The following is a 22,831-nucleotide window of genomic DNA, read 5'->3' on the forward strand; positions in this document are numbered from 1 at the left end:
TCAAAAATCTATGGCTGATAGCTAAAATAAATTATAAGTAATTGAAATACAATTGTTATGATAAAAATATAGGTCAAGCTAAGAAAGCTCGACCTATATTTAATGTTTATAAAAAATCATGATATTATGCAATTATTATTTTATTTAGATTTAATCTAAAGTAAGATTTTTTATTGTCTATTTACCTGTCTTATCAAAAAACTGAATGGGTCTATTGATGCTTTCTTCCAACACAATTAAAGTTTCAGTTCTATCGATGCCATCTACTTTTTGAATATTATCCAAAACAGTTCTTAGATGATTGGTGTCTTTGCAAATGATTTTGGCGAATATGCTATAGTTTCCAGTAGTGTAGTATGCATTGATGACTTCTGGTATTTGTTTTAAGTTTTCTATGACTGTGTCATAAAGTGAGCTTTTCTCTAGATAAATTCCCAAAAAGGCCGAAATATCGTATCCAAGTTTTGAAAAGTCGATATTTAGCGTAGCACTTTTAACTACCCCCATATCTTCAAGCTTACGCATTCTTACGTGTACAGTACCAGAGGAAACGAATACTTTTTTGGCGATTTCTGTGTAGGGGGTCTTTGCGTCTTCGTTGAGAAGGGAAATGATCTTGAGATCAACATTGTCAATATCTAAAATTTTGTCCATTATTTTGAGTTTATATTAGCTGTATGGTAATAAATCTGCGGTCAAATTATGAAATACTTAAAATAATGCAAAATTTATTTTTCAATTTGTAAAATTGGTTAAAAACCATTTATTTTGGCATTCAGGAATTAAGAGTAAATTAAATTTGGTGTTACGCATTGTAAGTCAAATAATCATCTGATATAGACTTAAAGGTCTAAGATTTAGATGTTTCACAATAAGAACTTTTAATCTCTAAAGTTATATTTGGGTTTATATTCTGAAAAGGGTCTTGCTAATGGCAAGACTTTTTTATTGCTTTTTTATAAATTTAAACTGCAAAAATTTGGGTTTGAAAATATTTATTATGTATTTTTGAATCATAAAATAAAATGCGTTCCAATGAAAGGTCTTATTTCCATATTTTCTTTAATTTTCTTGATCACAGTTGCACTGGGGCAAGAGGGTTTGGCGCGTACAACAAACAGCGACAGTGAAGTCAAGCTGAAAGTTAATGCCATCAGCTTCAATACCGTTACTTTAAAAATTGTTAATGATGAAGCTGTTCATGCTGTCACACTTTCGGAAGTGGCTGATGAAGATGCATTAGCGGATTTTGGATCTCCTTGGGCTTGGCCTGAATTTACATTAGAAATGGTAGATAGTTACATGCCATTCATTTTCAGGACAAAGTCAAGTGTAGAATTAGATGAGGTAAGAGTTATATTAAATGTCAATAATCAAGGCAAATTAGTAGGATATGAAATGATAACAGAAGCAGATAGAGGATTGGAACAAAGAATTGCTCACGTTTTGAGAAAACTTCCAAAATGCCTGCCTGTACCTGGGTATTCGAATTATGATGCAACAGATTTTGAATTGATTATAAAAAGGTAAATGATAAGAGTGTTTAATTTATCAAGTCCCCTCCAATTATTTGGTGGGGATTTTTTTTGAGTGGTTTTGAATGATAGGGTTGGTTTGATACTTTTATAATCATTCAATCAACCACCTATTTTATGAAACATAAATACAGTTTATTAATTCCCTTAGCATTTTGTTTTGGTGAGCTTTTGGCTCAAGATTATGGCTTGGGGAAAGAGAAGCGATGGCCTGAGCAAGATGAGAAATCAAAATTCTACACTGTGGCAGGAGAGAGACATGGTCAGTCTTTTTTCAAAAAACATCAATTTCCCGAAGTAGAATATACACCGGGTGAAAAGCTTACCTTCGATATTTATCATACACCTGATGTAATGTACCATTGGTACAAAGTATGGGCAGAGAAATATCCTGATATTACTGAGCTTTATGAAGTAGCTAGGTCTTTTGAGGGTCGTCCCATTTTGCAAATGACCATTACCAATAAGAAAACAGGAAAGCACACAGATAAGGCTGCCGCCTATTTTGAAGGAGGACGACATGGAGGTGAAGTGACCAGTAGTGAATCTGTACTATGGTTGACCCAGCATCTATTGGAAAACTACGGTAAGGATCCCGAGATTACCAAACTTATCGATACCAAGACCATCTACCTGAGACCTCAAAACAATCCTGACGGTACTAATATGTATCTGTTCACCGAACAGAGAAATCGATCCACGGTGAGACCTTATGATGTGGACAGAGATGGACTGATGGATGAGGATCCAGAAGAAGATCTCAATGGAGATGGTGTCATCCACATGATGCGGAAGAAAGCTGTCACAGAAGAGGACAAGGCCAAAGCCAATTATATACTTGATCCAAGAGATCCTTCGGGTCGCTTGATGAAATGGGTATTTGATGGACAAGGCGAATATTTAATGTTTACCGAGGGGATTGATAATGATGGGGATGGACGCTACAATGAAGATGGTATTGGCGGACTTGACCTACACAGAAATTACCCTGAAAATTGGAGACCAGATTCTGGAGGAGATATGACAGGTAGAGGTTACACCCAGTGGGGTGCTGGCGAATATCCATTGAGTGAGATAGAGACTAGGTCTACTGTTCTTTGGCTTTTGTCACATCCAAATATCTCTGTAGTCAACTCTCTTGATACTAGGGTACCAATGCATTTGAGACCACCTTCCACTTCTGGAAGCGAAGAAAGTATGTTTCCAGAGGATTTGGCTATCTACAAGAAATTTGATCAAATGGGTATGGACATTACTGGATATCCATGGGCAGGTGATGTTTATGAAACTTATTCTACTCGCTATAAAGTAAATAGATTGACGGGAGATCCGCTTAAGCCAAATCCCCTTTTTGGTCATGGACCGGATTTCGGATATTTCTATTATGGTGCTATTTGGTATGGAGATGAGTTATGGAACAATGGCGCCATGAAAGATTATGATGGAGATGGAATCTATGATGATTATGATGCTTTGATGTGTGATGATGAGGAAAATGGCTCTAGAGGTTTTAAGCCTTGGGAAAAATTTGATCATCCACAGTTAGGTGAGGTCGAAATTGGAGGTTTTCATCCTAAATTTTTCTCTCAAAATGGCCCGCCATGGCAGCTAGAATCATGGATTAGAAAACAGTCCTTATTCAATTTGGCCATGGCAAAAGAGCTGCCGCAAATAGATCTGTTGGCTACTGATATTAAGAAGTCATCTGATAGTACCTATGAAGTAAAAGTTACTTGGAAAAATTCAGGTGGACTTCCAGTGGCTTTGGAGCAAGCAAAAAGGGTGAAGATCGTCCAAGAGGATAGACTAATGCTCGATTTTGATAGAGAGCTAACCAAAGGATTTGAGGATGCTAAGGTGCAGATTGTATCACCTGAGCTTTATGATAAGACCATCTATGCTGGTTATACCAAAGCAGGTGAGACCAAAACTGCCACATTCAAAGTGAAAATCAACCAGAGTGAAACTGTAAAAGCTAAACTCAAAATCCTTTCCACCCGAGGTGGTTATATTGAAAAGGAAATTGAGCTAGGTAAGTAATGAATAAGGTTGTTTTAAAGACTGTTGCTGTTTAAAGAGCAACAGTCTTTTTTATCTATCTAATTCTCCTTTGATATAAAAGATAAGGTCTTGCGGCTCAATCTTTATTTATATTGTAATCAAAATACACAAACTATGATATTCAAATTAAAACAAATCTTAGCAGTAATCTGCTTCTTTGCGGTGCTTGGCTTGCAGGCACAGCAGAAGAGGGCACTGACTCACGCAGATTATGATGGATGGGAGAGTGTGTCTTCCGATAATATTTCCACCAATGGAAAGTGGGTTGGTTTTCAAGTAAATCCTCAAGATGGGGATGGTAGGCTTGAAATTGTAAGCCATGGAGATGCTCAAAAGCGCTACGTAATTAATAGGGCGGATAGATGGTCATTTTCCAATGATAATAATTTTGCCGTAGGAAGAATCACGGCAGAAAAAGATGTAATCAAAGCTTTGAAATTGAAAAAAACCAAAGCGGATGACATGCCTAAGGATAGCCTTTTTATCCTCAACTTGGCTAGTGGCAATATTGAGAAACTTGCAAGAGTGAAGTCTTTTTCTACCCCTAGCAAAGAAGCTAGTTGGTTAGCTGTACTTTTTGAAAAAGAACTTCCTCAGAAACCAGCCAAAAGAGAAGAAGGGGATACTACTAAAGTTGCTCCAGTGGAAAAACCTAAAAAAACTGATGGCACTACGCTTATCGTAAGGTCATTTGATGGAAAGACTACTTATGAGTACGATAGAGTCAAGTCTTATGGTTTTTCTGAGACTGGTACGCACATGTATTATGTGAAAGCTACAGAAGATACATTAAAAAATGCAGGTGTTTTTATCCTTGATTTGAAGTCAGGTGTATCTCAGATTATCGATGTGGGTAAAACGGATTACATGTCTGTTAATATTTCTGATTCGAATAAGTACTTAGCTTATTTGACTACTGAAGACTCTTTGAAAGCCAAGAAGCCTTACTATGACTTGTATCTATATGATATAGCAAAGGCTACTAATCAAAAAATAGCTTCTAAAGATACTCCAGGTATCTTAAAGGACGGAATGATCAGTAAGTCAGGTCGAATCAGTTTTGCTGCTGATGATAGCAGGTTGTATTTCGGTACTACCAATGATTATGTGAGCTACGAGTATGAAGATGATACCACCATGCTTGATGAGGAAAGAGTGAAATTGGATATTTGGGGTTGGCAAGATGCTGAGATTCAGCCAATGCAATTGAGAAATAGAAACAGAGAGCTCAATAGAAGCTTTTTGGCTGCTTATAATATAAAGGACAGAAAAATAACTCAAATAGCTGATGAAAAAGTAAGTACAGTGATGTATGACAACAAGGCTAAGCATAAATTAGCTTTGGGAATGGATGATTCTGAATATAGAAGAGAATACAGTTGGAATACACAGATTGGTAGTGATGTTTATTTGGTGAATGTTGAAACTGGAAGTAAAACGCTAATCCAAAAAGCGCTGACTGGTAGACCATCCCTTTCTCCTGCAGGCAAATATGTGTACTGGTATGATGGAAGTGAAAGAGCATGGTTTATCTATGATGTAGCTACTAAAGCAATCAAAAATATCACCAATGCACTTGATGTAAATGTCTATAATGAACAGCATGACTCTCCTTCCTTACCTGGTAGCTATGGTGCTGCGGGTTGGATGAAAGATGACAAAGGCTTCTTGGTTTATGATAAATATGATATCTGGAAGATAGATCCAACTGGTAAAGTTGCACCTCAAAACATCACTTTAGGTGCAGGTAGAGCTCAAAATATTGAATACAGAAGACAAAGATTAGAGCTAGAAGAAGATGAAGGAATTGATCCTGCCTCTCCGTTAATTTTGACGGCTTTCCACGAGTTCAATAAGAAAAATGGTTTCTCAAAAGGAGATATCAATGGTAAAAAAGCTCCTGAACAAATCATCTTTACAGACAACAGATATCTTGGTTTGAGAAAAGCTGAAAATACCAATGATTTGATTGTAAGGAGATCTACTTATCAAGAATATGCTGATGTGTATGTGACTGATATGAATATGTCAAAATTGACACAGTTGTCATTCGCTAATCCACAGCAGAAAGAGGTGAATTGGGGTACAGTTGAGCTGGTAGATTATTTGGCTAATGATGGTGTTCCACTTCAAGGCTTATTGTTTAAGCCTGAGAACTTTGATCCGAATAAAAAGTATCCTATGATGGTGTATTTCTACGAGAGAAATTCTGATGGACTACATAATTATAGAGCACCTGCTCCGAGTGCTTCTACAATCAATATCCCGTATTTTGTAAGTAATGAATATTTGGTGTTTGTACCAGATATCAAGTATGACCTGGGTCTTCCAGGGCCAAGTGCTTATAATTGTATCATTCCTGGTGTCCAATCGATCGTAGCGAAAGGCTTTGTAGATGCCGATAATATGGCCATACAAGGACAAAGCTGGGGTGGCTATCAAGTAGCTTATTTGATAACAAGGACGAATATGTTCAAAGCTGCTGGAGCTGGAGCACCTGTTGTGAACATGACCTCGGCTTATGGAGGTATCAGATGGGGAACAGGTATGAGCCGTATGTTCCAGTATGAGCAGACACAGAGTAGAATAGGAGGAACCTTGTGGGAAAAACCACTTTACTACCTCGAGAACTCTCCGCTTTTCTTTATGGATAGGGTAACTACTCCAGTATTGATCATGCACAATGACGAAGATGGAGCAGTTCCGTGGTATCAAGGTATTGAAATGTTTATGGCCTTAAAACGTCTGAATCAGCCTGCATGGTTGCTGCAATATAATGGAGAAGATCACAATCTTGTTCAGCGTAAAAATAGAAAAGACTTATCTATCAGGTTGTCTCAATTCTTTGATCACTACCTCAAAGGAGCTCCTGCTCCATTGTGGATGACTGAAGGTCTACCTGCTGTAGAAAAGGGCAGAACCTTGAAATATGAATTGGAAGAAGATAAATAAGATAGCTTGCCAGTATTAAAATTAAAGCCCTTCAGGATCTCTTGAAGGGCTTTTTTGCAATTAGTAAAATCTCTTTTAAAACAATCCGGTGATATTTCCATCGGCACCTATGTCAATATTTTCTGCAGCGGGCTTGGATGGTAGACCAGGCATGCGCATAATGGTACCTGCTATTGGAATGATGAAGCCAGCACCTGCGGCAATGTCAAATTCTCTAATTTTGATCGTGAATCCTTTTGGTCTGTTGATCAATTTTGGGTCATCTGATAGTGAGTACTGTGTTTTGGCAATGCAAATGGGGACTTTATCAAGTCCAATTTTATTGAAAAGCCTAATTTGCTGTTTGGCTTTGAGGCTATATTCGACTTCAGCTGCACCGTAGATTTTTCTAGCAACAGTTTCTATCTTCTGCTCAATTGGCCAATCAAAATTATAAAGGGGGGTGAAATTACTTTTACCAGATTCAGCTACTTCTTTGACTACTTTTGCCAAATCTATACAGCCTTCTCCTCCTTTTTCCCATCCCTCGGAGATAGCTGCTTTTACACCTAATGCTTCACATCTTTTTAGCACTATGTCGATTTCTTCGTCAGTGTCTGTGTAAAACTTATTGATAGCCACTACTGGGCAAAGCATGAAGTGCTTGATGTTTTCAATGTGTTTTTCCAGATTTTCTAAGCCGACCTTGACAGCTTCGGCATTCGGTTCCTTTAGGGCTTCAAATTTTACTCCTGCATGACTTTTTAAAGCTCTGATAGTAGTGACGATAACCGCTAAGTCTGGTTTTAATCCACCGTATTGGCATTTGAGGTCGAGGAACTTTTCTCCTCCAAGGTCAGAGGCAAACCCGGCCTCTGTGACTACATAATCAGCCAAAGATAAACCCATTCGAGTAGCTATGATGGAGTTGGAACCTTGTGCAATATTGGCGAAAGGGCCACCATGAATGATTGCAGGGTTTCCCTCGATGGTTTGTACCAAGTTTGGCATGATGGTATGCTTGAGCAAAGCTGTCATGGCACCTTGTGCCTTCAGCTCTCGGGCATAGACTGGCTGATTGTCGTAAGTATAAGCGACAATGATATTGCCGAGTTTTTCTTTGAGGTCTACCAAGTCTTTGGCAAGGCAAAGTGCAGCCATCACTTCAGAGGCTGCTGTAATGTCAAATCCAGACTCTCTTGGAATTCCTTGGGCTGCTCCACCCAACCCTGTAACAATATCGCGAAGTGCCCTTTCATTCATGTCCATGACACGTTTCCAGACAATTTTGCGGGCATCAATATTTAGTGTGTTACCTTGATGGATATGGTTGTCTAAAAGTGCTGCAAGTAAATTGTGTGATTTCTCTATAGCTGCAAAATCTCCTGTAAAATGCAAGTTGATGGATTCCATTGGAAGAACTTGAGAATAACCACCTCCTGCTGCTCCACCTTTCATACCGAAAACAGGCCCTAATGATGGCTCTCTGAGGACTACAGCTGTTTTGATACCAATTTTATTTAGCCCTTCACAGAGTCCAATGCTCGCAGTAGTCTTTCCTTCTCCTGCTACTGTAGGTGTGATGGCAGTCACTAGGATCAGTTTTTTACCAATCATTTTTGACTCGTCGATCAATCTCAGAGGAAGCTTAGCTACATACTTACCATAAGGGCGAAGCTCGTCCTCGTCAATTTGAAGTTTTTGTGCAATTTGATTGATAGGGCGCATGGTGGAAGCCCTTGCTATTTCTTGGTCTGTCAAGTTCATAATTTCTGTCCTTTTTACTTCGGTCTAAATTAACCAAAAAGAGCAGATTAAAAACTGACAAAAATCTTATTCCGGAAATTTATCTAATTGATGGGACTTGTCAGAGATTTCCCTGATGATTGCATCAAGGGTATTGGAAGCTTTCATGATTTCATGAAGAATTTATGGGAATTAGCACTATTTGTTAAAAAACATTCTTTACTAACACGAAAAACTTATATTTGAAGCACTCAAAATAATTTAAACCCTATTGATTAACCTCAACCTATGTTATTAGAACCTTTAGACCTTATTGTATTTATTGGGTATTGTTGCCTGATAATTGGTATGGGGCTTTTTGTCTCTAGAGAGAAAAAAGGCCACGTAAAAAACTCCCAAGACTACTTTCTTGCATCCAAAGCCTTGCCTTGGTGGGCGGTAGGAGCCTCTTTGATCGCTTCCAATATATCTGCAGAGCAGTTTATTGGGATGTCTGGATCAGGCTTTGCACTTGGATTAGCAATATCCACTTATGAGTGGATGGCGGCGATTACCTTATTGGTGGTGGCAATTTTCTTTTTACCTGTTTATATCAAAAAAGGTATTTACACCATGCCAGGCTTTCTTTTGGATCGCTATGATACAAGAGTGCGTACAACGATGGCGATCTTTTGGCTTGCCTTGTATGTGTTTGTCAACCTGACCTCAGTACTCTATCTAGGTGCTTTGAGCTTGAATACGATCCTAGATGTGCCAATGCGCTATGCAATCATAGGTTTGGCGCTTTTTGCGATGATTTACTCCATTTATGGGGGGTTAAAGGCAGTGGCTTGGACTGATGTCGTGCAGGTTTTCTTCTTGATAGCGGGCGGATTGGCTACCACTTATATTGCTTTGACCATGGTAGGAGATGGGAGTGCTTGGGAAGGTTTGGGACTTTTGAGAAAAGAAGTTCCTGGACATTTCTCCATGATCCTTTCCAAAGGTGAAATGATGATTCCTGATGGAAAAGGAGGTACAAAAGATGCATATCTTGACCTACCAGGATTGAGTGTATTGGTAGGAGGGATGTGGATTACCAATTTGTCTTATTGGGGCTTCAACCAATACATTACACAGAGAGCTTTGGCTGCCAAGAGTCTGGATGAAGCTCAGAAAGGAATGATCTTTGCAGGTTTCTTGAAGCTTTTGATGCCTTTGATTGTAGTGATCCCTGGAATTGCAGCTTTGGTTATCGTGAACAACGGGATGGATGTGACATTTGTGGAATCTATGAAGGATCCAGTCACAGGTATTGTGAAGTCAGACAGAGCATACCCTACATTATTACAATTATTGCCAGTAGGGCTGAAAGGGCTAGCGTTTGCGGCATTGACTGCTGCAATTGTTTCATCTTTGGCTTCGATGGCCAATAGTACATCCACAATTTTTACCATGGATATTTATAAAAAGTATTTTGGGCAAGATGCTTCTGAAGCCAAGCAGGTGAAAGTTGGTAGAATTACTGCGGCAGTGGCTTTTGTCATTGCAGCGATCATTGCTCCTGCACTTGGGCAATTGGATCAAGCGTTTCAGTTTATACAAGAATATACAGGGTTTATCAGTCCCGGTGTATTTGCGATCTTTTTCTTTGGGGTGTTTTGGAAAAAGACCACTTCTAATGCAGCTTTGGTAGGTGCGGCACTTAGTATCCCATTATCTGTAGTATTGAAATTCTTATGGCCAGAATTACCTTTCTTGGATAGGATGGGTATTGTGTTTTTGGTTTTAGCCGCTTTGATGATTGTTATCAGTTTGTTGGAAGGTAAAGGAAAGGACCATCCAAAAAGCATTGATATATCGGGAGATATCTTCAAGACAAGTACTGGTTTTAAAATTGGGGCTTTTATCATTACTTTGATTACTGCGGCACTTTATATTGTGTTTTGGTAAAAAAATAGAGACAGCATTGCCACTTGATAAAAGCGGTTTATGGATATACGGAACTTTACCAGTAACATTAAAAAAACCCGATTTATCTAACTTCCGATATTTATTGATACCTGCCCGACGCAGGCGGGTTGGATATTTGTGGCTATTGACCGTTAGCAACGAAATGAGTCAATGAATTGAAGTTACTGGCAAAGAAGTGTAAAATCAGAAAGCGGTTTTACTAATTTAATAAAAGCCTAGAGTTTTCAAGATTCTGAAAATTCTAGGCTTTTTTGATTCCATGGCAGGAATATTGTAGATTTTTTTTAGTTGTTAGGCTTCTGCCTGCGCTTCAAATAGAGACTATAAGTTGATTAAATCAACTTTTTTAAACTTTAAAAATATAATCGAAATGGCACTAATCGGAGAGATCATCAAAAGATCCGTTGAGACAGTTGATAAAATTTTCACCAACAATAATCCTATGGAGGCTCAGCTGAAAGTTTTGGAAGAGTTATTGAATACGGCTAAGAATACCGCTTTTGGGAAGTATTATCAATTTGACCGAATTCTCAAGGCTGAGGATATTCGGAAGGCATTTGAATCCGAGGTGCCTTATTTTGATTATGATCAACTCAGAGCGAGCTGGTGGCAGAAAGTTATAGAAGGGGGAGAAGATATTACTTGGCCTGGAAAAGTTGATTTTTTTGCTGTCTCTAGTGGTACGACAAGTACAAAGAAACATATACCAGTAACAGAAGACATGCTTCAATCCATCAGGAGAGCTGAGATCAAGATTACAGGGAGAACAAAGCATTTTCTCAATGTAGTGGGTGCTCAACTTTCGGTCATTCAAATGAATAAAGCTATTAAATCATTGAGTGATGAATTCGGTTTTAATGTCAAGGAATTTACCGTAGCGGCCATCTCGGAATCGGATGAATACCTTCACAGGTGGTATTTGGGCGTAGAGGGTGTTGTGCAAGAAGATGAAGAACAGGTAGCAGATCGATTAGATGAGATACTTCAAGAAAATAATAAAAACTACAAAGTAGCTAGAAATAAAGCGCTCAAGCGTGTGGAAGTGAAGCTTACTAGCGATAAAATTTTCAGAAAATGGACAGCCGAAACCAAACAGAAAGGTGGGCAAGTCAAATTCCCAAGAGTAATGAAGGAAAAAGATTTCAGGGCTTGGGAAGAATATGTTACTAATCTTGGATAGGTCTGTTTTCCATCATGTAAATGATTTCTTCAGGAGGTAGGTAGAGTTTGTTGATTTTCTGAATGTATTTTTCAGTCATGCCCGCTTCGTGGAGGATGAAGTTTTTGGTAGCAAGAATATAGTCTCCCAATCCATGATCTACAGCATATGTATCAGCAACCCTTTCAGCTGCCATGATAAAGCTCTTGGAAGTCAAGTACCCAACTCCGAATAAGAGTAAAGACCAGTTGCTTCTATTCAGATAGTCCATGATGTGACCTAGCTCGTGTCCAATCCACCCTACTAGAACATCGTCAGGAAGTTCTTGAATGGGTTTTACTTTTCCTTTTAATTTAAAAAATCTACTGATTTTGATAATATAACTTCTATTCTTACTGGGGCCCAGCATAGTAATGAATTTTGGCTGAGCTTGCATGACAGATTTTCGAATGTTTTTACTGAGAACAAACTCTATTTTGACATCTTTCATGTCAGGGTAAAAATCCAAAGCTTTGATGATGACTTCGTTTAACTCCTGCGGAATGCTGTTTTGGATGTATTTTGTTTCACTTATTCGCATCCTTTATTATACCATTTTTTATAGATGAAGTCAAATTATCGCTTTCAGATAGTTTAATCAGCATCTTGAATTTGAACTTTTCTTAATGGCTTTTCCCATGAAAAAGTAGCTGAAATGGGGTAATGGTCAGAATAATCTACTTCTCTGTGAGTTTTGAAAGACTTGATTTCTAAAATGTCGTCATAGAATATATTGTCAATCCTCAAGAAAAAAAGCACTTTGTTATAAGTAAATCCAAAACCTCTTCCAGCTTTTTCGAATGCATTATTCATGATTTTTCTCAAAGAAAAATAGGTGTAACTATAAGGAACATCATTGAAGTCTCCGACAAGAATATTTGCATAGGGGCTGTTGCGCATGTGCTCCATCAGTACGCCAAGTTGGGACGCTCGCACCACTTGTCCATTTTTCAATTTTCTAAGCGTTTCTCTGTAATTCTCTTTGATACCATCTAAGTCAGAAAGTCCCTCTGAGGGAATGGACATGGACTCTAGGTGTGCATTGTATATACGGATGGTGTCTTTGTCCACTTTGATGTCAGCAAATATTACCCCATTATTTTTTCTGGTGTCAAACACTCTTCCTTCGTTGATGATAGGATATCGACTGAAGATAGCCATTCCATAAGATCGCTTTTTGATATTACCATCGATCACTTGGTAAGAGTACTCATAACCCTGATCAGTGGCTAGTGCTTTGATGGCATTTCGTGAAGGAGTAGTGTAATCTTGGTAGAATTCTTGAAAGCATTTGATGTCAGAAGGGTTGTCTTGGAGCCATTTGGTGATGTTTTGGGTGACCGTCTTTCGATCTTGCCCGTCTTTGGTGTAATTGAGTAAATGTACATTATAACTCAATACAGAGAGTCCCTCTGTTTTTTCTGGAATGCTGTTTAATTGAAACGTAATTCCGATAAATTTCCAGCCAATGATGATCGCAATCAATGGGACTAGGGCTAATTTTCTGCCTGCAAGGATCAATAATACCAATAAGATTGCATTGATCACCAATAGGGGAGGAATCAAGAGTGTTAATAATCCAGCATAAGGAAAAAATTCAGGTGATATATAAACACTGAAAAAAAGGAAAATTGAAATCAAAAATACTAATCCGGTTAGGAAACGCAACATAGCATGTAAATTAGAAATCGAAAATATGCCTATTCATCAATCTTTCCAAGTAATTTATTTTAATGGATAGTTAATCCAAATGCAAGATCAATAAGAATTATCACAAATCTTCAAAAACCGGGCAAGTTTAACTTGATGTTTGAGTTTATCAATCATCCTTGTTTTGTTGGCTCTAATTATCCAGCGGCATCATGTCTCTTAGGAATATCAGGGTTGATAAAAGTGAAACCTCTTGCTTCGTTGCCTTCGTAAAAATCTATCTGCATTCCCATCAAAAACATGTAATGCTTTTTTTCAATCAGTACAGGAATACCTTCTAAAACAAATTGCTGATCTCCTTCTTTTGCTTGGTCAAAACCTAAAGCATAAGACATACCACCACATCCACCACCTTTTACCCCAACTCTGAGATGGTAGTTTTCAGGGATGTTTTTGTTGGTCATGATGTTTTTGATTTCAATCTGAGCTTTTTCTGTGATACTAATTGGTATAATCATGTTTGATTAATTCAAATCGTACTATTTATGTTCCATTCTAGTGTAAAATTAGGCTTTCAATTCTAGAATATAGGTTAGTATGAAAAATTAATTTTCGTATAAGTATTTGAAATAAGTTTGTTTTCTAACCTATTATTTTAAATTTGGTGTAATAAATATAAATAGTAGTTTATTTTTTGACTTAAATATTTTAAATTGACAAAAAATTGATCAAATATGGTTTCGTATTAATCAATTTTCCTGCCCAAGATAATCACTTTTGAAAGCGTCTTTTCAGATGCTTTAATCCATTTTAATTAACGCTAATTATTTATAACCATGAATAGAAATCTAAATAGAAGAGGTTGGATCAAAAAATCTCTATTGGGCTTAGGTGCATTAGCTGCCGCACCTCAAATTTCAAAAGCTTTCAATGTAAATCCAGATCAGCCATTTGTACATTCAAATTTTTCTGAAATCACACCGACTTTCAATTTGGAAGAACCGAGGATGTTGGCCAGGTTGTCCGCTAATGAAAACCCTTACGGCCCTTCTCCTGCAGTCACTAGGGCGATCAAAGATGCAATTTCTTTGGGTAACAGGTATGCTCACAGAGATGCTGCGGAATTGATCGAATTGATAGCGGAGAAAGAGGGGGTAAGTAGCAAGCATATAATGCTGGGGCCAGGATCTTCTGATTTGTTGGAGAAAGTTGCCTTTGTGTCTTTTCCAGCAGGAGGGAATATCGTTTCGGCAGATCCTGCTTATATGTCCATCATCAGTACTGCTAGAGCATTGGGCGCTTCTTGGAAGCCTGTCAAACTTACTGCTGATTACGCCCATGATTTGAGTGGGATGAAACAAGCTATAGATGCTGATACCAAGCTGGTCTATGTATGCAATCCAAACAATCCAACTGGATCTATCACCAATTCTGATCAATTGCGCCAATTTTGCGCTGATGTATCCTCTAAAGTTCCAGTATTTGTAGATGAAGCTTATTTGGAATTTTTAGATGATAGTCAAAGCCATTCGATGGTCAACCTTGTAGCTGATGGATTAGATGTGATTGTTGCACGAACTTTTAGTAAAATTCATGGAATGGCGGGATTGAGAATAGGATACATTGTAGCTCAGCCAGAACGAATTGCCTCTATCACAGACAAAGTTAGAAGTACCATGGGCTTGTGCTCAACTTCACTGAAAGGTGCACTAGCTAGCTTTAAGGACGAAGCTTTTTTGCATGAATGCAAATCTCTCAATAGTTCATGTAGAAAATATCTGGTAGAAGAGATCGCAAGCTTAGGTTATGAAGTGATACCTTCCTATACCAGCTTTGTGCTATTTCCTATTGCCATGAATGGACAAGCTTTCATGAAAGGGATGTACGAAGAAGGTGTAAGTATTCGGGTATTTAGCATAGAAGACCAGCCCTACTGTAGAGTCAGTATAGGTACTATGGAGGAGATGGAGTATTTCGTAGAGGTGTTTAAAAAAGTTACTGCTTAGGTTATGAGTATAGCTTTACAAAAAACACTCTCCTTGATTTTATTGATTGTTTTAGGCCTGATCTTAAAGCGGAAGTTCACAAACCCAGATCAAAATAAAGGCCTGAAAATGATCATATTGGATGTGGCGCTACCAGCGATGATTTTTGTGGCTTTATTGAAAATCGAAATCAATCCTGACCTGTTGATGTTGCCTGTTTTTGCTTTGATTTTCAATGTGCTGCTTTTGGTGATCGCTAAATATGCATTACCCTTTTTCGGTGTAGAGGGGAACTCTTCGTCAATGAGAACGCTGCTATTGCTATTACCATCCTTGGCTCCTGGCCTGACGTGTTTCCCTTTTGTGGTGGAATATTTGGGAGAGGATTTGTTAGCATTGGCTGCACTGTCTGATATTGGTAACAAGGTGTTTGTGTTAATTCTCGCCTATTTATTGGCTATCTCTTGGTATTACAAACACCATCAGCTCAAGTCAGTATCATCTAGTCAGCGAGTGAAGCAATTGCTACTGGCTATGGTCAAAGAGCCTATCAATGCAGTAATTTTGACGGCAATTTTATTGTTGTCTATAGGAATTAATATGGAAAGGTTACCTATGTTTTTGTCACAATCCATTTTAATGATGAAGGATATGATGACACCATTGGTATTACTTTTTATTGGTATTGCTGTGGTGTTCAAATGGGAGCAAATGAGAATGCTGGCGGGTTTACTCTTGTTTAGAGCAGGGATTATTTTTCTGATTTGTGGGGTTTTTATTTTACTCGTTCCCATGTCTACGGAGATGATGCTGCTTGCGGTGGTATTTCCACAAAGCGCAGTAAGTTTCTGGCCATTTGCACATATGTCTGCTATCAGATCCATGGAATTAAGTCAAGCTGAATTGAAGTCTAATCCCACTTTTAATTTGGAGTTAGGTATCAATCTACTGGCTTTGTCTATGCCTTTTAGTACGCTCTTGATTTTAGGTGTATTTTCCTCTGGTTCTTACTTTACCAATCCAGCTCATGTATTCTTGATTGGAGGAATATTGTTAGTAGGTTCTATTATTCCTATGCTAGTTAAGTGGATGTCATCATTGGATACAGGATTTGATCCAATAGAAGGGCAAAAATTAAAAGAAAATAATTCTATGGAATAAAGTGGTTTCAAGGTTTGATAACAAATAAGCCCCGGTAGGTTACCGAGGCTTATTTTTTCGTTTTTAGAAGCTATGGTTAGCTATTTTGAATGTTGAAATTTATAGCCTTCCAAAGCCCCAACTTAAACCCACGTGGAAATCAGCTTGTTTACTATCAGCTGTGAAACCAGTTAGTATTGAGTTGCTTCCAATAAAGAAACCACCATATCTCAAACCAAGACCACCTGTGATACCAGCGATTTCTGTACTTGCCCAAGGGGAGTAGATTTCAAAGTTACCCAACACCAATCTTGGGGTGATGACGATCATATTTTGAGCTGTCAGCTGTTCGTTGGCATTGTCGTCACCAAACCTTTGCTGGATGTATGCACTGGCTTGTAGTTTTCCGATAACTCTCATTTCAGCATAGGCTGAAATCATCGAAGGTAGACTGGTTTTTACCCCGCCATTTTCTGAGGTTTTTGTAAAATAACCACTCTCTAGCAATTGATCCTCAATATCACTGAGATTACCTTCTAATTGATCTAGTCTAAAAGCTTGACCCTCAGGAATATTCATCGTGTAAGTATTATTGACTTGGCCAGCTCCAAAGGTCATACTTCCTAGATTTCTGACAGCTAAGCCTGCATTCAGTTTCGTTCTGCCATTGGCATCTTTCATTTGATAGCTTCCCCCTAGATCAAGTCCGAAACCATTGATAGATCCAAAATTGAAACCACCAGAACCAATACCAAAGCTACTGCCATCAAAATCTGATTCAGAGTAGGAAATATTTAAACTACCAGTTGCCCTGGTTAAGCTTATTTCTGTGTCATTTTGATCGATTACAGCTCTCAATCTATCTAGGCCAAAGTTAGCATAAGTGCCTGGAAACATTATTTTCCCTGTAGCACCTACCGAAAATTTATGCTTTTCTGTATCTATTATTTCACGTCCTACAATGAACCCCAATTCTGCCCAGCCAGTAGCATTGACCCTTTGATTGTATTCGCTGGCAATGGCTGTGGAGCTATTTCTACTGTCAAATTGAATATCTAAAATAGACTGACCGAGTGTCGGGTCTAAGTCTATGATGTCAGCTTTGGCGAATGCTTGTGTTGTCAAGCCGAAAGACCATTTGCCTGTTTTGATTCCAAATGATGGGCCTAAGATAGATGCTTCGGTTCGCATATTGACAGGCCCATTGGCCCTTTCAAAAGCAACATCAACCACATCTCCTCCAAATTCAAAAATATCACCAAATGAAATGATGTTGTTACTCACTGAGCCATTGATAGAGAAGAAATTGACTTCTACTTTTTTGTTGAGGTTGTTGATTTCAGCAGGATTCATGGTTGCTGAAATCATGCTTTTTCTGGAGCTATTTTGGATTCCTATGAAAGGAGTCTGCGCCAAAACTAAAGCTGTGGAGCCTACCAATAAAGTGATTGTTAAAAGCTGCTTTCTCATAAAAGATTGTTTAAGTTTTAAGAGGTGTATTCACCATACTAATTATAAAAGTATGTAAAAAAAGGAAGACTTGGTGAAAGCCTTCCTTGATTTTTTGAATTTAGGAGTAGTTTTTAGACCTCTTTGACCTCTGAGGTGAGTTTTTGGAGTGAGTCTTTGGCATCACCGAAGAGCATCCTTGTTTTTGGATAGAAGAATAATTCGTTTTCAATTCCAGCGTATCCTGCACTCATGCCTCTTTTGAGAATGATTACATTTTTGGCTTGATCTACTTCTAAGATTGGCATGCCATGGATGGGTGATGTGGGATCATTTTTGGCGGCAGGGTTGACCACGTCATTTGCGCCAATGACGACTACTACGTCAGTATTGCCCATTTTGGGATTGATCTCTTCCATCTCTTGGAGCCTTTCGTAAGGCACGTCTGCTTCCGCCAGTAATACATTCATGTGCCCTGGCATTCTCCCTGCTACTGGGTGAATGGCGTAGTTTACATTGACGCCTTTTTCTTCCAATAATTTTTCCAATTCATGACATATGTGCTGTGCTTGAGCTACAGCTAAGCCATATCCTGGCACGATCACGACATTTTGAGAATAGGATAGCAAAACAGCCGTATCTGATATGCTGATCTCTCTCACGGTCTGATCTCCTGCTTCCCCTTTTGCTCCCCCGGCTTTGTTTCCTCCAAAAGCTCCCAATAGTACATTGGTCAGAGAACGGTTCATGGCATTACACATCAAGATGGTAAGGATAGTCCCCGCAGAGCCCACCAATATACCTCCTGTAAGCATGGCCTTATTGCCATAAAGAAAGCCACCAAAAGCAGCAGCTACACCAGTAAAGGAGTTGAGAAGTGAAATTACAACAGGCATATCAGCACCTCCAATAGGCATCACAAATAGGATTCCATAGATCAATGCGATCACCAATAAACCGTAGAAAACCATGCTATCTCCATATCCTAGCATTTTGTATACAGTAAGTCCAAGTATGATCGCAAGCATAAGCATATTGATCAATTGATTCATAGGTAGTACGCGATCTTTGATTTTTCCTTCTAGCTTACCATAAGCGATCATAGATCCTGAGAAGGATACTGAACCGATGATCAATCCCAGCAGCATGACCAATAATTCACCATCAAACCCGCTTCCTACTCCAATGGTATGATTTTGATATTCGATAACTGCAATCAAGGCAGCACAAGCCCCACCCATTCCATTGAAGAAGGATACCATCTGAGGCATGGCAGTCATCTTGACTTTTTTGGCCATCATGGTTCCTATGACTGTTCCTACAACTAAACCAAGCGCAATCAAACCGTAGTTGATAGCCTTGCTACTATCAAATGGCTGATAAATGGTGATCGTGGCAATCACAGCGATGAGCATGCCAACAGCAGCGATGAGATTTCCTTTTCTGGCACTTTCTGGGTGGCTGAGCATTTTTAGCCCAATCACAAAAGTCAAGGAGGCTATCAAATAGGTGATTTCTAGTATATTTAGACTCATGATTTCTTAGGTTTTTTCTTGAACATTTCCAGCATCCTATCGGTCACTACAAAGCCTCCGACTACATTCAAAGTGCCCATGACCACTGCTAGAAAGCCTACGATAAGTGATGCATAATTGTCAGGCGAAGCATGAAGCATCACGATGATGGCACCGACCACTACTACACCATGAATGGCATTGGCACCAGACATCAATGGGGTATGTAGTATGGCAGGGACATTAGAAATCACTTCCACTCCCAGTAAAATCGCGAGAATCAGGAAATAGATCATTTCCATATTCTCTCCTATATAGTTGAGTAATTGTTCCATGTTTATTGTTTTATCATTTCAGCGATTCGTGAATTCTTGGCTTCTCCTGCATGACAAACGCAGGTACCTAAAACGATATCATCCTCAAAATTCAGATTGATCGCTCCATCCTTGATGATGAGTTTGAGAAAATTGAGGTAATTTTTGCCATACATCTTGCTAGCATCTTGAGGAAGCTCAGCGGCAAGGTTGCCAACACCAATGATGCGTACACCATTGATGTCTATGGTTTGATCAGGTTGCGTCAGCGCGCAGTTGCCACCTGATGAAGCTGCCAAATCCACAATCACAGATCCAGCTTTCATGGCATGCACTGTGCGCTCCTCTACCAAAAGTGGTGCTTTTCGCCCTGGGATTTGAGCAGTTGTGATGATGATATCAGCTTTTTGCGCGTGCTCGTGTATGGTATCTTTTTGTCTTTGAATAAATTCTGCGGACTGTTCTACTGCGTAGCCTCCAGCAGCTTTATCCTCAGTGGCTCCTGCTACATCGATGAATTTGGCGCCAATGGAGAGTACTTCTTCTTTGGCTGCTTGTCGGACGTCAAAGGCAAAAACAGTAGCTCCAAGACGCTTTGCTGTGGCGATAGCTTGTAAGCCAGCTACTCCAGCTCCTATCACCAAAACTCTAGCTGGTGTGATACTGCCAGCAGCGGTCATAAACATTGGGAAAAAGCGTGGAAGACTATTTGCTGCCAGCAGTGTAGCTTTGTATCCCAATACAGTAGCCATGGAAGAAAGGACATCCATGCTTTGAGCTCTTGTAGTTCGCGGTACCAATTCCATGCTAAATGCAGTTCGCTTTTGTTCGATGAGAAATTTGGTGAGCTCAGGATTGAATAGAGCTCCCATTTGACCAAGAAGAACCGCATCGGGTTTCATTTTTGAGATTTCTTCTAAAGGGAGAGCTTGGATTCCACAAATCATGTCTGATTCAGTCAGGACCTCAGCTCTCTGTTTGATTTCAGCTCCTGAGGATCTATAAGCGTCATCATCTGCATAAGCTGTTTGACCTGCACCGGTTTCTACACAGACTTCTGCACCCCAGGAAATCAATGTTTTTACAGCCTCAGGAAGCATGGCCACACGGGCTTCATCCTTTGGTTCTTTTAAAATACCTACCTTCATTTGATATTGGTAATTAGCGTTAAAGTGATTGGATGAAAGTGAAAACTTTCATTTCTTAAAACTATCAAAAAGAATAAGATAAAAAAGTGATTTTTGTTAGAATGGTTTGAAAAAACTTTATTTTTTGAATGAAAAAAGTGAATCAATAATCGATTTTGAAATTTTATTCTTTAAACCACTCCGCATACATCGGGTAGTTTTTTGCAGTTCTTTGGATTACTTCGATCATCTCAGGACCTGTATTCTTGACTTTTTTGGCAGGCATGCCTGCATAGATACTGTTAGCTTCTACAACTGTACCAGCTAAAACAACAGCGCCAGCTGCTATCACCGCTCCTGAATGTACCACCGCATCATCCATTACAATTGCACCCATGCCTATCAGCACATTGTCATGAATAGTACAGCCATGTACGATAGCATTGTGGGCAATGGAAACTTTATTGCCGATGTAAGTCCCCGCTTTTTGATAAGTACAGTGGATCACTGCGCCATCCTGTATATTGGTGTCGTCACCGATTCGGATCTCGTGGACATCTCCCCGTACCACAGCATTGAACCATACCGTACAGTTCTTGCCCATGATGACATCACCAACGACAGTTGCATTATCTGCTAGCCAACAGTTTTCGCCCATTTGGGGACTTTTTCCTTTGATAGATTTGATTAGGGGCATTTTTAAGTATATTGATTATTAGTTTATATGTATATCCGCTTACTTGAACGTGGGCAAACAATTAATAAAAGAGTGTATAATTTCATCTTTAGACGAGTATCCGCATGATATAATGCCTCTTTTTTCTTAACGTGCAGTTTTGGTCCAAATTATTGACTTTCTAGCCATTTTAAATCTGATTCATCCAAATCTTCTTGAGAAATTAGTCGGTTCTTTTTGATATCCTCCTCACTCATATTTAGCATCGCAATTTGGGCGTCTGAAGGTTGAATTTTTTCACCTTTCTTTTTGCTACTGTTTATGATTTCAAATATAGCTTTTAGATATTCATTGTTTGAAATAGTTAATAGTTGGTCTATTATGCTATTTCTGATTTCCTCTGCACTATTCATATCATTGTTATTTATTCAAATATTAAATCTGATTATAAGCTTCTTTGCCAGTAACTTCTTTCCATTGGCTTATTCGGTTGCTAATGGTCAATATCCATAAGTAACTCGTCCGCCGTGGCGGATCCAATATCAATTAAATATCGGAAGTTATATAAATCTGAATTTTGTAATGTTAGTGGCAAAGTTCCGTATATCCATATTTCATTTATTTCCATATCGTCTTTAATACCGCTCAAAACTTTGAAATCTAACATTTTGGAGCGTACGCATTTTTCATTGAATCACATTCTTAGCCCACTGATTTACAAAAATCCATCTTTTGTTTAAAATTTTTTCAGCAAGCTGTGAACTTTTTTAGCTGAATACAGTTTTCGTGTATATACATTTAAAATCAGACTCAAATTAAACAATTATTATGAAACTAGTTCAAAAAACAGGTTTGTTTATCGCTGCGGCTTTGATCGCGGTATCTTGTGGAAAACCAGGTGACACTGTAGAAGCTACTGACGCTGTAGAAGTAGGTGAAGCTTCTGGAACAACATTGACTATCGACGCTGCTACCTCTAAGGTAGACTGGAGAGGTTACAAGCCAGCAGGTCAGCACTGGGGATTCATTCCAGTTACTACTGGTGAATTGATGGTAGATGGCGAAACTATCACTGGTGGTAAGTTCGTTTTCGACATCACAGGTTTGAAAATCGAAGACATGGAAGAGTCAAACGAAAACTATGGTAAACTTTGGGGGCACCTACAGTCTGCAGATTTCTTCGATGCTGAGAACCATCCAGAAGCAATGTTCGAAGTGACTTCAATTGAAGTTTATGGTTCTTCAGACGAAATCGAAGACAAGGAAGAATTCAAGACTGATTTCACTCCTAAGAAAGACTCCGAATTGATCGAAGGTACACCCACTCATTGGATCTCTGGTAACCTGACCATGAGAGGAACATCCAAAAATATCAAATTCCCTGCTATTGTTTCTATAGCTGACGGTACTGTATCTGCTCAGGCAGGTTTCAATATCGATAGAACTAACTGGGGATTGATGTACGGTGACGAAAGCACAGCTGTAGATAAAGCTAAGGATCAATTCATCTACAACACAGTAAGTGTGAAATTTGATATCAAAGCAAACTAAG

19 protein-coding genes are annotated in these 22,831 nt (G+C 38.9%); 8 read left to right on the forward strand and 11 right to left on the reverse strand.

Annotated elements, in window-relative coordinates; all coding sequences use genetic code 11:
* Window positions 1-177: 177 nt before the first annotated feature.
* Complete coding sequence (locus BW935_RS05140) at window positions 178-654, reverse strand: Lrp/AsnC ligand binding domain-containing protein (protein WP_076499174.1); 477 nt, start codon at window positions 652-654, stop codon at window positions 178-180.
* Window positions 655-1,035: 381 nt separating this feature from the next.
* Between BW935_RS05140 and BW935_RS05145 the strand changes: the two genes are divergently transcribed.
* From BW935_RS05145 to BW935_RS05155, 3 genes are all read left to right on the forward strand, one after another.
* The gene (locus BW935_RS05145; protein WP_076499461.1) at window positions 1,036-1,530 is read left to right on the forward strand and encodes a hypothetical protein; all 495 of its coding nucleotides are present in this window, start codon (window positions 1,036-1,038) and stop codon (window positions 1,528-1,530) included.
* A 122-nt stretch (window positions 1,531-1,652) separates the two neighbouring features.
* Entirely contained in the window at window positions 1,653-3,575 is a 1,923-nt protein-coding gene (locus BW935_RS05150; RefSeq protein ID WP_076499175.1) for a M14 family metallopeptidase, read from the forward strand.
* Window positions 3,576-3,710: 135 nt separating this feature from the next.
* Window positions 3,711-6,548, forward strand: coding sequence for a S9 family peptidase (locus tag BW935_RS05155; RefSeq protein WP_076499177.1), 2,838 nt, complete (start codon window positions 3,711-3,713; stop codon window positions 6,546-6,548).
* A 75-nt stretch (window positions 6,549-6,623) separates the two neighbouring features.
* Here the strand turns inward: BW935_RS05155 and BW935_RS05160 are convergent, their stop codons facing one another.
* Entirely contained in the window at window positions 6,624-8,294 is a 1,671-nt protein-coding gene (locus BW935_RS05160; RefSeq protein WP_076499178.1) for a formate--tetrahydrofolate ligase, read from the reverse strand.
* A 267-nt stretch (window positions 8,295-8,561) separates the two neighbouring features.
* On the opposite strand from BW935_RS05160, the gene BW935_RS05165 reads away from it, so the two are divergent.
* Complete coding sequence (locus BW935_RS05165) at window positions 8,562-10,205, forward strand: sodium/sugar symporter (protein ID WP_076499180.1); 1,644 nt, start codon at window positions 8,562-8,564, stop codon at window positions 10,203-10,205.
* 391 nt (window positions 10,206-10,596) lie between these two features.
* Entirely contained in the window at window positions 10,597-11,406 is an 810-nt protein-coding gene (locus tag BW935_RS05170; RefSeq protein ID WP_076499182.1) for a GH3 family acyl-acid amido synthetase, read from the forward strand.
* Here the strand turns inward: BW935_RS05170 and BW935_RS05175 are convergent.
* The 3 genes from BW935_RS05175 to BW935_RS05185 all read right to left on the reverse strand — a co-directional run bounded on the left by BW935_RS05175 (window position 11,393) and on the right by BW935_RS05185 (window position 13,592).
* Window positions 11,393-11,965, reverse strand: a complete 573-nt coding sequence (locus BW935_RS05175; RefSeq protein ID WP_076499184.1) for a hypothetical protein — start codon at window positions 11,963-11,965, stop codon at window positions 11,393-11,395. The two genes, BW935_RS05170 and BW935_RS05175, sit on opposite strands and share 14 nt — an antisense overlap.
* A 53-nt stretch (window positions 11,966-12,018) precedes the next feature.
* Entirely contained in the window at window positions 12,019-13,095 is a 1,077-nt protein-coding gene (locus BW935_RS05180; RefSeq protein ID WP_076499186.1) for an endonuclease/exonuclease/phosphatase family protein, read from the reverse strand.
* 176 nt (window positions 13,096-13,271) lie between these two features.
* Entirely contained in the window at window positions 13,272-13,592 is a 321-nt protein-coding gene (locus BW935_RS05185) for a HesB/IscA family protein (protein WP_076499188.1), read from the reverse strand.
* Between the two features lie 318 nt (window positions 13,593-13,910).
* Between BW935_RS05185 and BW935_RS05190 the strand changes: the two genes are divergently transcribed.
* Both BW935_RS05190 and BW935_RS05195 read left to right on the forward strand, forming a co-directional pair.
* Window positions 13,911-15,080 (forward strand): pyridoxal phosphate-dependent aminotransferase, encoded by a 1,170-nt coding sequence (locus tag BW935_RS05190; RefSeq protein WP_076499190.1) that lies wholly within the window; start codon window positions 13,911-13,913, stop codon window positions 15,078-15,080.
* 3 nt (window positions 15,081-15,083) lie between these two features.
* On the forward strand, window positions 15,084-16,220 hold the full coding sequence (locus tag BW935_RS05195; RefSeq protein ID WP_076499192.1) for an AEC family transporter: 1,137 nt from the start codon (window positions 15,084-15,086) through the stop codon (window positions 16,218-16,220).
* Between the two features lie 99 nt (window positions 16,221-16,319).
* On the opposite strand, the gene BW935_RS05200 is transcribed toward BW935_RS05195, so the two are convergent.
* From BW935_RS05200 to BW935_RS05225, 6 genes are all read right to left on the reverse strand, one after another.
* Window positions 16,320-17,669: a hypothetical protein gene (locus BW935_RS05200; RefSeq protein ID WP_076499194.1), complete on the reverse strand. Its 1,350-nt coding sequence runs from the start codon at window positions 17,667-17,669 to the stop codon at window positions 16,320-16,322.
* A 113-nt stretch (window positions 17,670-17,782) separates the two neighbouring features.
* Complete coding sequence (locus BW935_RS05205; RefSeq protein ID WP_076499196.1) at window positions 17,783-19,183, reverse strand: NAD(P)(+) transhydrogenase (Re/Si-specific) subunit beta; 1,401 nt, start codon at window positions 19,181-19,183, stop codon at window positions 17,783-17,785.
* Window positions 19,180-19,497 carry an NAD(P) transhydrogenase subunit alpha part 2 gene (locus BW935_RS05210; protein WP_076499197.1) on the reverse strand — a complete coding sequence of 106 codons (318 nt, stop codon included), beginning with the start codon at window positions 19,495-19,497 and terminating at the stop codon, window positions 19,180-19,182. Before BW935_RS05210 ends, BW935_RS05205 begins: the two co-directional genes overlap by 4 nt.
* A gap of 2 nt (window positions 19,498-19,499) precedes the next feature.
* On the reverse strand, window positions 19,500-20,624 hold the full coding sequence (locus BW935_RS05215; protein ID WP_076499199.1) for a Re/Si-specific NAD(P)(+) transhydrogenase subunit alpha: 1,125 nt from the start codon (window positions 20,622-20,624) through the stop codon (window positions 19,500-19,502).
* Between the two features lie 163 nt (window positions 20,625-20,787).
* Window positions 20,788-21,300: a gamma carbonic anhydrase family protein gene (locus BW935_RS05220; protein ID WP_076499200.1), complete on the reverse strand. Its 513-nt coding sequence runs from the start codon at window positions 21,298-21,300 to the stop codon at window positions 20,788-20,790.
* Between the two features lie 149 nt (window positions 21,301-21,449).
* Window positions 21,450-21,692 (reverse strand): hypothetical protein, encoded by a 243-nt coding sequence (locus tag BW935_RS05225; RefSeq protein WP_076499202.1) that lies wholly within the window; start codon window positions 21,690-21,692, stop codon window positions 21,450-21,452.
* Window positions 21,693-22,107: 415 nt separating this feature from the next.
* Between BW935_RS05225 and BW935_RS05230 the strand changes: the two genes are divergently transcribed.
* The gene (locus BW935_RS05230) at window positions 22,108-22,830 is read left to right on the forward strand and encodes a YceI family protein (protein ID WP_076499203.1); all 723 of its coding nucleotides are present in this window, start codon (window positions 22,108-22,110) and stop codon (window positions 22,828-22,830) included.
* Window position 22,831: the final 1 nt, after the last annotated feature.

The sequence above is a fragment of the Belliella pelovolcani genome (genome assembly GCF_900156785.1).
In the GTDB taxonomy this organism is placed as follows: Bacteria; Bacteroidota; Bacteroidia; order Cytophagales; family Cyclobacteriaceae; genus Belliella; species Belliella pelovolcani.